The sequence below is a fragment of the Fontimonas sp. FW305-C-3 genome (assembly GCF_058783185.1).
In genome coordinates this window covers 360,239-370,987 of record NZ_JBYSYK010000002.1, presented here as the reverse complement: position 1 = coordinate 370,987, position 10,749 = coordinate 360,239, and the positions used below count along the sequence as shown (strand labels likewise).

Below are 10,749 nucleotides of genomic sequence, written 5' to 3'. Positions count from 1 at the left end.
GATTTCTTGAAGCGCGCCCGCCGCGCGAACCAGGTCCGATCGCGAACTCATGAACGCAGAAATGTCCTATGCGCACCTCATCATGTCAGCCAGTGTGCTGGCGCAGGTGGTGCTTCTCATCCTGGTAGCCGCTTCGGTGTTTTCGTGGGCGGTGATCCTCTCCAAGCGCAAGCTGCTGGGCAAGGCAACGGAAGACGCCGAGCGCTTCGAGGACAAGTTCTGGAGCGGCGGCAACCTGTCCGATCTGTACGAACAGCAGCGCCGCAACGGTGAAAACCAGGGTCCCGCGGCGATTTTCGTCGCCGGCTACGAGGAATACACCCGCCAGCAGACCGGCGGCTATGCCGATAGCGACGACGTCATCGCCGCGGTTCAGCGCCAGATGCGCGTCAGCCAGGTCCGCGAGGTCGAGCGTCTCGAAGGCGGCCTGGCCGTGCTGGCGACGATCGGTTCGACCAGTCCGTACATCGGCCTGTTCGGCACGGTGTGGGGCATCATGAACGCGTTCATCGGCATCGGCGCGGTCAAGCAGGCTTCGCTCGCCGTGGTCGCCCCCGGTATCGCCGAGGCGCTGATCGCGACCGCAATGGGCCTGTTCGCGGCCATCCCCGCGGTCATTGCTTACAACTTCTTCACGCGCAAGGTCGAGAGCCTTGAATCGCGCTTCCACACCTTCGCCGAAGAGATGATCGGCATCATGGACCGCGGCCTCCGCCACGGTCAGAAGAAGGGCTGAGGCGCCGGTCATGGCCAAGCGCAAGATGTCATCCGAGATCAACGTCGTGCCGTATATCGACGTGATGCTCGTTCTGCTGATCATCTTCATGGTGACCGCACCGCTGATGGTGCAGGGCATCGAGGTCGATCTGCCGGACACCAACGCCCAGTCGCTGACCAATCAGGAAGAAGACGCCAAGTTTTCGGTCACGGCCAAGGGCGAGTTCATGTTCAACAAGGCCGAAGGCAAATCGAGCCAGCCGCTGACCGATGAAGAAGTCGTCGACGCGGTCAGCAAGCTCGTTCAGGCCAATCCGGCCAAGCTGATCATGGTCGAAGGCGACCAGGCGGTTGCCTATGAGCGTATCGCTCACGGCATGTCGCTGCTGCAGAGCGCCGGAGCCCGCAAGATCGGCTTCATCACCCAACCGCTAGACGACACGACTACGCGCTAATGGTTGAACGTCGTCATCTCTATCTCGCGGCGGCGCTGCATGTGCTGCTGTTCGTGCTGCTGTTCGCCAGCGCCTTCTTCACGCGCGATCTGGTCGTCCCGCCGCCGATGGAAGCCGTCTTGATCGTCGACAACTCGGCGGAGCAGGCCGCGGAAATCGCCAAGCAGATCGCCGAGCAGAAGAAGCAGCAGGCGGTCGAAGAGCAGCGCCTCAAGGAAGTTGAGGTACAGCGCGAAGTCGAGCGCAAGCGCGAGACCCAGAAGAAGGCCGAAGAGCAGAAGGTCGCCGACGCGCAGAAGAAGATCGAACAGCAGAAGAAGGCCGAAGAAAAGAAGGAAAAGGACGCCGTCGCGGCGGCCAAGCTGCTCGAGGAAAAGAAGAAGAAGCAGGAAGAAGCAGAGCTCAAGGCCGAAGCCGAGCGCAAGCGCGTCGAAGAGGAAAAGATCAAGCAGAAGCAGGAGCAGGAGCGTCAGGCCGAGCTCAAGCGCATTCAGGACGAAGAGAAGCGCAAGGCTGAAGAGCAGAAGCGCATCGAAGAAGAAAAGAAGCGCCAGGAAGAAGAGCAGAAGCGCATCGAAGAGGCGCGCAAGCGCGCCGAGGCCGAGGAGCGTGAACGCGAAATCCAGGCCGCGCGCGATCGCGAGCTCGAAGCCGAGCGCCAGGAAATGGAGCGCCTGAAAGCCAAACGCGCCGCAGAAGAGAAGGCCCGACGCGACGCGCTGGAAGGCGCGATGCGTGAAGAAGCGGCTGCCCGTGCCGCCGCCGCCCGCTCAGCGGCGCAGGCGCCTTGGGGCGCGGTGATCGCGGCCAAGATTCGCAGCCGCTGGATCCGCCCGCCGGCTTCGCCGCCGCGGTTCAACTGCATGGTGCACATCGTCCAGATTCCGGGCGGGCAGGTCATCAGCGCCAAGGTCACGCGCAGCTGCGGCAGCGAGATGCTGGATCGCTCGGTCGAGCAGGCGGTCATCAAGGCCAGCCCGCTGCCGCCACCGCCGGATCCGTCGCTGTTCGAACGCGAAATCGACTCGATGTTCTGCCCGGGCGAGGGGCTTTGCTGACCGATTTCGGCACGGGCGCAGAATTTTTTGCCTGAACCATGTTCCAAGTCAGGCTTTGTCACTATGCTGCTGTACCGTAACGGGATTCAGCCCACCTTCATGCTGCTGACGTAGAACGCCTTACTATGAAATTGATACGCTGGGTAACATTGTTCCTGACGCTCGGTGCCGCAATCCCTGCGCAGGCGGCTCTGGAGATTTCCGTCATCGGCGGCGTCGAGAACGCGCTGCCGATCGGCATCGTGCCGTTCGGGCAGATTCCCGAAGTCACGACCGATGTGGCCCAGGTCATTCATAACGATCTCTACCGCAGCGGTCGATTCAAGACCCTGGCGCGCGCCGACATGCTGCAGAAGCCGATCACGCCGGCGCAGATCGATTCGAACGCTTGGCGTTCGCAGGGTGTCGACTATGTGGTCGTCGGTCAGGTCGCCAAGTCGGACTCCGGTGGCTATTTCGCCCGTTTCTTCCTGGTGGACGCCGTCAGCGGCCAGCAGATGATCGGCTTCGACATCCCGGCCCGCAGCCTCGACCAGATGCGCTATGTCGCGCATCAGATTTCCGACCTGATCTACGAGAAGCTGCTCGGCCTGCCGGGTTATTTCAACACCAAGATCGCCTACGTCACCGCCAAGGGCATCGGCTACCAGCGGTCGTTCGAGCTGGTCATTTCCGATTCCGACGGCGAGAGCCCGCGCATCGTCGCGACGTCGCGCGAGACCCTGATGTCGCCGGCTTGGTCGCCGGATCGCAAGCAGCTGGCCTATGTCGGTTACGAAAAGGGCCGCTCGGCGATCTATCTGCACACTCTGGCGACGGGCGAGGTCAAGCGCCTGATCTCCGAGAAGGGCATCAACGGCTCGCCGGCGTTTTCGCCGGACGGCAAATATCTGGCGATGACCCTGTCGTTCGAGAAGAACCCGGACATCTACATCCTCGACGTCCGCAATGGCACGCGCCGGCGCCTGACCGACCATTACGGCATCGATACCGAGCCGACCTGGTCGCCGGATGGCTCGCGAATTGCATTTACCTCGGACCGCGGCGGTCAGCCGCATATCTACGAGGTGGGTATTGAAGGCGGCGATCCGCGCCGTCTGACTTTCGGTGGCCGCCAGAACCTGCGCGCCGCGTATTCGCCGGACGGCACCAAGCTGGCGATGGTGAACCTCGACGGCGGGCGCTATCGCATCGGCCTGCTCGATCTGGCGTCCAGCGACATGCAGGTCCTGAGCGACGGCCCGATGGACGAGAGTCCGAGCTTTGCTCCGGGCGGTGCAGTCATCATTTATGCCACGCAGACTTCGCGCGGCGCCGAGCTGGCGACGGTATCCGTCGACGGCAAGGTCCGTCAGAGCCTGCGTCAGTCCGGTGGCGATGTCCGCGAACCGGCCTGGTCTCCGCTGCTCAAGTAACGTTGCCGATTACGTAGTTCACTTCTCCCATAAGACTTAACATTTGTAGGATGCTTCCCATGAACGCCAAAAAGTTTCTGCCGGTTCTCCTCGTCGCCGCGCTGTTCGTGACCGCGTGCGGCTCCAACAAGAAGCGCACCGATGCCGATGGTGCTCCCCAGCAGCTGAGCGGCGGTTACAGCGATCAGATGGCCCCGGTCTCCGGTGGCAGCAGCTTCGACACGACCGCTGCCAACGAGCGCGCACTGACGACCAACATCGTCTACTTCGGCTACGACGAGACGTCGATCAAGTCCGAGTCGCTGAGCGTTGTCGACACCTTCGCCAGCTACCTGACCGCCAATCCGGCCGCCAAGGTTCGCCTCGAAGGCCATGCCGACGAGCGCGGTACGCGCGAATACAACGTCGGCCTCGGTGAGCGCCGCGCGATGGCCGTGCAGTCCGCTCTGCAGGCCAAGGGCGTCAGCCCGGAACAGCTGCAGCTGCTGAGCTACGGCGAAGAGCGTCCGGCTGCTGCTGGCCACGACGAAAGCGCCTGGGCGCAGAATCGCCGCGTGCAGCTGATTCGCCAGTAAGATAGCGGTCAACGATCCGCTGGCGGACCACCGCCAGCGGATATACCTATAAGCGGATAGAGAGGACAGGTGGCGTCAATGAACGGATTGCGACTGGCAGCCCTGGGCTGCGCGAGCACTATCTTGGTCGGTTGTGCGGGTGGCTACGGCGGCCCGATCTCCGGCGGTTCCGACAATCTGTCCCCCACCGAGCGACGTCTGCAGGCCGCCGAGTCGCGCGTGGCTGAACTCTCGCGTCGTCTGGATGCCGTCAACCTGACCGGCATGGATCAGGAAAACCTGCGTCTGCGCGACGATCTGCGCCAGGTCCGCGGCGAGATGGAACGCCTGCGCTACGAGTTCGACCAGGCTCAGCGCGCTTCGAAGGAACAGTACCTCGATCTCGATCGTCGTTTGCAGGGCGCTGCTCCTGCTGCCGCCGCTGGTGCCAGCTACGGCGGCGGCCAGTACGGTGGTGGTCAGCAATATGGCGCTGCGCCGCAGTATGGCGCCCAGGCGCCGGTTGCGACGGTCCAGCCGGGCGGCACGCTGTCGACGCCGCAGGCTCCGGCGACGCCGACCTATACGCCGCCGGCCTATACCCATGCCCAGCAGGTGCCGCCGGGCGGTCAGCCGGCGCCGGTGACCATTTCCAACGGCGGTGGTGCTTCGCCGGAGGAAGAGGGCGCCTACCTGACGGCCTTCGATTCGCTGAAGAACGGCAAGTATGACGATGCCATCACCGGTTTCCGCTCGCTGCTGAGCCGCTGGCCGCAGGGCCGCTACGCCGACAACGCGTTGTACTGGAGCGGCGAGGCCTACTACGTCAAGCGGGACTACAACTCCGCGCTGACCGCGTTCCAGGCGGTGCTGCAGCGTTTCCCGAGCAGCCCCAAGGGCCCGGATTCCATGCTCAAGGCCGGCCTGACCCAGCTCGAGCTGAAGCAGACCGCCGCCGGCAAGGCGACGCTGCAGAAGCTGGTGCAGACCTACCCGCAGTCGAACGCCGCACGGCTGGCACAGCAGCAGCTCGCCGCCCAGTAAGCTTCGCGGTTGCGCGGCGGGCCGTGCGTTACGGATGGAAAGACGTTGAACACGGCCGTTGTCGCAGAACCCCGGGTAAAACTCACGGAGATCTTTCGCTCGCTACAGGGCGAAAGTTCTTTTGTGGGCTGGCCGACGGCCTTTGTGCGCCTCACCGGCTGTCCGCTGCGCTGCCATTACTGTGATACGGCCTACGCCTTCCACGGCGGTCAATGGGCCCAGCTCAGCGAAATTCTCGACACTGTCAAAGGGCTCAGCGTCCGTCACGTCTGCGTGACCGGCGGCGAACCCTTGGCGCAGCGTTCCTGCCTGCCGCTGCTGACGGCCCTGTGCGATGCCGGCTACCAGGTTTCTCTCGAGACCAGCGGTGCGATGGACATCGGCGCCGTCGATGCCCGCGTCGCCCGCATCGTCGACATCAAGACGCCGGACTCCGGTGAGGTCGAGCGCAATCGCTGGGAGAACCTCGAGCTGCTGACCGCTCGCGACGAACTCAAGCTCGTCATCTGCAGCCGTGCGGACTACGAATGGGCGCGAGCGCTGCTGCTGGATCGCCAGCTCGACCGGCGCTGCGCGGTGCTGTTCTCGCCGAGCCAGGGCCAGATTGAAGCCGCGACGCTGGCCGATTGGATGCTGGAGGATCGCCTGCCTGTCCGTTTCCAGATGCAGCTGCACAAACTCCTGTGGGGCAATGTCGCCGGACGTTGAGCTTCGTATGACTTCCACCGAGAAACCCAAGGCTGTTGTCCTGCTCTCCGGCGGACTCGACTCGTCGACCGTGATCGCGATGGCCCAGGAACAGGGCTTCGAGATCTACGCACTGAGCGTGTCCTACGGCCAGCGGCATCAGGCCGAACTGGCGGCGGCGAATCGTGTCGCCGCGGTGGCCAAGGTGCGTCAGCATCAGCTGATCTCGATCAATCTCGATGCGATGGGCGGCTCGTCGCTGACCGACCTGAACATCGCAGTGCCGGAGACGCCGACGACGGGCATTCCGTCGACCTACGTGCCGGCGCGCAACACGCTGTTTCTGTCTCTGGCCCTGGGCTGGGCTGAGGTGGTCGGCGCGCGCGACCTGTTCATCGGCGTCAACGCGGTCGACTATTCGGGCTATCCGGATTGCCGGCCGGCGTTCATCGAGGCTTTCGAGAAGCTGGCGGATATCGCGACCAAGGTCGGCGTCGAAGGCGGGCATTTCCGCATCCACGCGCCGCTGCTGACGATGAGCAAGGCCGACATCATTCGCGAGGGCGCGCGCCTCGGAGTCGATTACGGCATCACGGTGTCCTGCTACCAGGCTGATGTCGACGGCCGTGCCTGCGGCCGCTGCGATTCCTGTCGCCTGCGTCGCGATGGCTTCATCGCCGCCGGCGTCGCCGATCCGACGCATTACGCTTAGCTCCACCAGGATCAGACCCACAAAAAAGGGCGCCAGCGGTGCCCTTTTTTGTTGGCAGAAGACGCTTAGCCGAAGCGACCGGTGATGTATTCCTCGGTGCGCGTTTCGCGCGGCTTGGTGAACAGACGGTCGGTCGGGCCGAACTCGACCAGGTCGCCGAGATACATGAACGCCGAGAAATCCGACGCACGCGCAGCCTGCTGCATGTTGTGCGTGACGATCGCGATCGTGTAATCGGTCTTCAGCTGATAAACCAGTTCTTCGATCTTCGCCGTCGAGATCGGATCGAGCGCCGAAGTCGGTTCGTCGAGCAGCAGGACCGAAGGCCGCACGGCGATCGAACGCGCGATGCACAGACGCTGCTGCTGACCGCCGGACAGGCCCAGGCCGCTGGCGTCGAGCTTGTTCTTGACCTCGTCCCACAGCGCGGTGCGCTTCAGCGCATCCTCGACGCGGTCGTTCATTTCCGACTTCGGCAGCTTCTCGTAGAGGCGGATGCCGTAAGCGATGTTGTCGTAGATCGACATCGGGAACGGCGTCGGCTTCTGGAACACCATGCCGATCTTCGCGCGCAGCATGTTGAGGTCGGTGCCCGGCGCGATGATGTTCTTGCCGTCGAGCAGGACTTCGCCTTCGGCGCGCTGTCCGGGATACAGCTCGTACATGCGGTTGAGCACGCGCAGCAGGGTCGATTTGCCGCAGCCCGACGGCCCGATGAAGGCGGTGACCTTCTTGTCGTACAGCGGCAGCGAGATCGAGTTCAGCGCACGGCTGGCGCCGTAATAGAAGCTCAGGTTCCGTACTGACAGCTTTTCCGGCAGTTCAGCCGCGTCGGGCGAAACGATTGAAGTCGTGCTCAGGTCCACGTTAGGGCGCGTTTGCATGGTCGGATTCTGTTTGGATTCTAGATCGTTCATTAGCCGGATGTCCGTTGGCCAGACAACGAGCGGGCGAGGATGTTCAGCGACAGCACGGCCAGCGTGATCAGCAGGGCGCCGACCCAGGCCAGACGCTGCCAGTCTTCATACGGCGACAGCGCGAACTGGAAGATGACCACCGGCAGGTTGGCCATCGGCGCGTTCATGTCGGTACTCCAGAACTGGTTGTTCAGCGACGTGAACAGCAGCGGTGCGGTTTCGCCGCTGATGCGTGCGATCGCCAGCAGGATGCCGGTGACCAGACCCGCGCGGGCGGCGCGATAGCAGATCTGCTGGATGACCATCCAGCGCGGCGCGCCGAGTGCGGAGGCCGCTTCGCGCAGGCTGTCCGGCACCAGCAGCAGCATGTCTTCGGTGGTGCGGACCACGACCGGGATCACCAGGATCGCCAGCGCGACCGAGCCGGCCCAGGCCGAGAAGTGGCCCATCGGGCGGACCATGATCTCGTAGACGAACAGGCCGATGACGATCGACGGCGCCGACAGCAGCACGTCGTTGATGAAGCGCACGACCATTGTCAGCTTGCTGTTGCGACCGTACTCGGCCATGAACGTGCCGGCGAGCATGCCGATCGGCGTGCCGATCAGCGTTGCGATCACGGTCTGCACGATGCTGCCGAAGATCGGATTGAGCAGGCCGCCCTTTTCCGAGCCCGGCGGCGGCGTCATCTCGGAGAACACCGCCCAGTTGACGCCGCCAATGCCCTTCACGAACAAGGTCGCGAGGATCCAGGCCAGCGCGATCAGGCCGAGGCTGGTGGCGACGACCGACAGCACCATTGCGATCTGGTTCGAGCGCTTGCGGCGCGCGTACAGCTTGGTCATGGCGGCGTCCATTACTTCTTGCCCTCGGCGCGCTTCATGCGCAGCAGCATCAGGCGGGCGGCGGCCAGCACGATGAAGGTGATGATGAACAGGATCAGGCCGAGCGTGACCAGCGACGAGGTGTACAGCTCGCCGTCCGCTTCGGTGAATTCGTTGGCGATGCTTGCCGAGATCGTGGTGCCCGGCGCGAGCAGCGATTCGGCGATGCGATGTGCGTTGCCGATGACGAAGGTCACCGCCATCGTTTCGCCCAGCGCACGGCCGAGGCCGAGCATGATGCCGCCGATGACGCCGGTGCGGGTGTACGGCAGCACGACGTTCCAGACCACTTCCCAGGTCGTGCAGCCCAGGCCGTAGGCGGATTCCTTGAGCATCGGCGGCACCGTGTCGAACACGTCGCGGGTGATCGAGGTCACGAACGGCAGGATCATGATGCTGAGGATCAGGCCGGCGGTGAGCACGCCGATGCCGTACGGCGGACCGGCGAACAGACCGGACAGGACCGGGATCGGTTCGAAGATCGCGATCAGCGCCGGCTGCACGTACTCCTGCAGCAGCGGCGCCAGCACGAACAGGCCCCAGATGCCGTAGATGATGCTGGGAATGCCGGCCAGCAGCTCAATGGCGGTGCCGAGCGGGCGCTTCAGCTGACGCGGGCACAGCTCGGTCAGGAAGATGGCGATGCCGATGCTGAGCGGAACGCCGATCAGCAGGGCAATGAATGAGGTCACCAGCGTGCCGTAGATCGGCGCCGCGGCTCCAAATACTTCGGTGACGGGATTCCACTTCTCGGTCGTGATGAAGCCCAGACCGAAGGCGCGGATGGCCGGTAGCGAACCGTCGATCAGCGCGACGATGACGCCGCCAAGCATGACCAGCACCAGGATCGCGGCGGCGCGCGTCAAGGAGCGGGCGATGACGTCCAGAATCTGATTGCGCCGGATGGTCGCTGAAGGACCTGGTGTGCCGGCGGCAAGAGCGTCGACTGCGTTCAAGCGAAATCCCCACTAGAGAATCAGTTTGGGAGAGCGGCTGCGCGCAGCAGTATTGCGCGCGGGCGGCTCAGCTGAAAAGCCGGGAAGCGAACCGCAGTCCGCTTCCCGGTTGATACAGAGTTCTACAGCTCAGGCTTGCGCCAGCTTACTTCCAGAGCGGGGCGCCGGAGGCGTCCTTCAGCTCGGTCTTCCAGGTCTTGTAGACCATTTCGGTGACCGAATCCGGCATCGGGATGTAGACCAGTTCTTCGGCCATCGCGTCGCCCTTCTTGTAGGCCCAGTCGAAGAACTTCAGCGCGGCCAGCAGGTCGGCATCGCTCTGCGGCTTGCGATGGACCAGGATGAACGTCGCGGCGGTCATCGGCCAGCTTTCGGCGCCCGGCTGGTTGGCGAGGATCAGCGCATAACCCGGCGCCTTCGACCAATCCGCATTGGCGGCGGCGGCCTGGAAGCTCGCCATCGACGGGCTGACCGTCTTGCCGTCCTTGTTGATCATCTTGGTGTAGGTCATCTTGTTCTGCTTGGCGTAGGCGTACTCGACGTAGCCGATCGCGCCCTTGGTCTGCGTGACCATGTTGGCGACGCCTTCGTTGCCCTTGCCGCCGATACCGACCGGCCATTCGACCGAGGCTTCGACGCCGACGTTGACGCGCCAGTTGTTGCTGACGCCGCCGAGGTAGTAGGTGAAGTTATACGTGGTGCCCGAGCCGTCCGAGCGATGGACGACGGCGATGGCGGTCTTCGGCAGCGTCAGGCCCGGGTTGAGCTTGGCGATCGCCGGATCGTTCCACTTGTTGATCTTGCCGTAGAAGATATCGGCGAGGGTCGTGCCGTCGAGAACGAGCTGATCGGCTGCAATACCATCGACATTGATGACCGGCACAATCGCGCCCATCACCATCGGGAACTGGGTCAGGCCGGATTCTTCGAGCTCCGACATCTTCAGCGGCTTGTCGCTGGCGCCGAAGGTCACGGTCTTGGCCTTGATCTGCTTGATGCCGCCGCCCGAACCGATCGACTGGTAATTGAGGCCGATGTTGGTCTCGGTTTTATACGCGTCCGCCCATTTGGCGTAGATCGGGTACGGGAAGGTGGCGCCCGCACCGGAAATGTCGGCGGCAAACACGTTGCACGACAGCACAGCGCCAACAGCGGCGAGTACGGTCGACGCGAGGGATTTACGAAACACGGTCACGGCGGTCTCCATTTGGGTCCGTTGGGAAAACGACGCGAGAGTAGCCAGCGCAGATGACAGTTTCGTTGCAGTCCGCTTGTTTTTCTGTGTCAGTGGCAGGCCGCCGGCCCGGTCGCCTACGCAGGCAGCGGCCCGGATTGTCATAAAACTGTCAT

12 protein-coding genes are annotated in these 10,749 nt (G+C 63.6%); 8 read left to right on the top strand and 4 right to left on the bottom strand.

Features of this window, described 5'->3' with window-relative positions:
- Window positions 1-49: 49 nt before the first annotated feature.
- From tolQ to queC, 8 genes are all read left to right on the top strand, one after another.
- On the top strand, window positions 50-736 hold the full coding sequence (tolQ, locus tag AC3WUF_RS07905; protein WP_492424227.1) for a protein TolQ: 687 nt from the start codon (window positions 50-52) through the stop codon (window positions 734-736).
- Between the two features lie 10 nt (window positions 737-746).
- Window positions 747-1,172: a protein TolR gene (gene tolR / locus AC3WUF_RS07900; protein WP_492424225.1), complete on the top strand. Its 426-nt coding sequence runs from the start codon at window positions 747-749 to the stop codon at window positions 1,170-1,172.
- The gene (gene tolA, locus AC3WUF_RS07895; RefSeq protein ID WP_492424223.1) at window positions 1,172-2,230 is read left to right on the top strand and encodes a cell envelope integrity protein TolA; all 1,059 of its coding nucleotides are present in this window, start codon (window positions 1,172-1,174) and stop codon (window positions 2,228-2,230) included. Before tolR ends, tolA begins: the two co-directional genes overlap by 1 nt.
- 125 nt (window positions 2,231-2,355) lie before the next feature.
- Complete coding sequence (gene tolB / locus AC3WUF_RS07890; RefSeq protein WP_492424221.1) at window positions 2,356-3,645, top strand: Tol-Pal system beta propeller repeat protein TolB; 1,290 nt, start codon at window positions 2,356-2,358, stop codon at window positions 3,643-3,645.
- 59 nt (window positions 3,646-3,704) lie between these two features.
- On the top strand, window positions 3,705-4,220 hold the full coding sequence (pal, locus tag AC3WUF_RS07885; protein WP_492424219.1) for a peptidoglycan-associated lipoprotein Pal: 516 nt from the start codon (window positions 3,705-3,707) through the stop codon (window positions 4,218-4,220).
- A gap of 78 nt (window positions 4,221-4,298) precedes the next feature.
- A complete protein-coding gene (gene ybgF, locus AC3WUF_RS07880) occupies window positions 4,299-5,243 on the top strand; it encodes a tol-pal system protein YbgF (RefSeq protein ID WP_492424217.1) in 945 nt (314 codons plus the stop codon).
- 45 nt (window positions 5,244-5,288) lie between these two features.
- A complete protein-coding gene (gene queE, locus AC3WUF_RS07875; RefSeq protein ID WP_492424215.1) occupies window positions 5,289-5,951 on the top strand; it encodes a 7-carboxy-7-deazaguanine synthase QueE in 663 nt (220 codons plus the stop codon).
- A gap of 7 nt (window positions 5,952-5,958) precedes the next feature.
- Window positions 5,959-6,642 carry a 7-cyano-7-deazaguanine synthase QueC gene (gene queC / locus AC3WUF_RS07870; protein ID WP_492424213.1) on the top strand — a complete coding sequence of 228 codons (684 nt, stop codon included), beginning with the start codon at window positions 5,959-5,961 and terminating at the stop codon, window positions 6,640-6,642.
- A gap of 65 nt (window positions 6,643-6,707) precedes the next feature.
- Here queC and pstB read toward each other — a convergent pair whose 3' ends face one another.
- From pstB to pstS, 4 genes are all read right to left on the bottom strand, one after another.
- Window positions 6,708-7,526: a phosphate ABC transporter ATP-binding protein PstB gene (gene pstB, locus AC3WUF_RS07865; protein WP_492424211.1), complete on the bottom strand. Its 819-nt coding sequence runs from the start codon at window positions 7,524-7,526 to the stop codon at window positions 6,708-6,710.
- 32 nt (window positions 7,527-7,558) lie between these two features.
- A complete protein-coding gene (gene pstA, locus AC3WUF_RS07860) occupies window positions 7,559-8,404 on the bottom strand; it encodes a phosphate ABC transporter permease PstA (RefSeq protein WP_492424209.1) in 846 nt (281 codons plus the stop codon).
- An 11-nt stretch (window positions 8,405-8,415) separates the two neighbouring features.
- Window positions 8,416-9,399, bottom strand: a complete 984-nt coding sequence (gene pstC, locus AC3WUF_RS07855) for a phosphate ABC transporter permease subunit PstC (protein ID WP_492424207.1) — start codon at window positions 9,397-9,399, stop codon at window positions 8,416-8,418.
- 145 nt (window positions 9,400-9,544) lie between these two features.
- Window positions 9,545-10,606, bottom strand: coding sequence for a phosphate ABC transporter substrate-binding protein PstS (gene pstS, locus AC3WUF_RS07850; protein WP_492424205.1), 1,062 nt, complete (start codon window positions 10,604-10,606; stop codon window positions 9,545-9,547).
- Window positions 10,607-10,749 lie beyond the last annotated feature (143 nt).

What these genes read in the sequence shown, in the direction of transcription:
- tolQ (WP_492424227.1), top strand. Translation starts at nt 50, where the DNA reads ATGAACGCAGAAATGTCCTATGCGCACCTCATCATGTCAGCCAGTGTG.
- tolR (WP_492424225.1), top strand. Translation starts at nt 747, where the DNA reads ATGGCCAAGCGCAAGATGTCATCCGAGATCAACGTCGTGCCGTATATC.
- tolA (WP_492424223.1), top strand. Translation starts at nt 1,172, where the DNA reads ATGGTTGAACGTCGTCATCTCTATCTCGCGGCGGCGCTGCATGTGCTG.
- tolB (WP_492424221.1), top strand. Translation starts at nt 2,356, where the DNA reads ATGAAATTGATACGCTGGGTAACATTGTTCCTGACGCTCGGTGCCGCA.
- pal (WP_492424219.1), top strand. Translation starts at nt 3,705, where the DNA reads ATGAACGCCAAAAAGTTTCTGCCGGTTCTCCTCGTCGCCGCGCTGTTC.
- ybgF (WP_492424217.1), top strand. Translation starts at nt 4,299, where the DNA reads ATGAACGGATTGCGACTGGCAGCCCTGGGCTGCGCGAGCACTATCTTG.
- queC (WP_492424213.1), top strand. Translation starts at nt 5,959, where the DNA reads ATGACTTCCACCGAGAAACCCAAGGCTGTTGTCCTGCTCTCCGGCGGA.
- pstB (WP_492424211.1), bottom strand. Translation starts at nt 7,526, where the DNA reads ATGCAAACGCGCCCTAACGTGGACCTGAGCACGACTTCAATCGTTTCG.
- pstA (WP_492424209.1), bottom strand. Translation starts at nt 8,404, where the DNA reads ATGACCAAGCTGTACGCGCGCCGCAAGCGCTCGAACCAGATCGCAATG.
- pstS (WP_492424205.1), bottom strand. Translation starts at nt 10,606, where the DNA reads ATGGAGACCGCCGTGACCGTGTTTCGTAAATCCCTCGCGTCGACCGTA.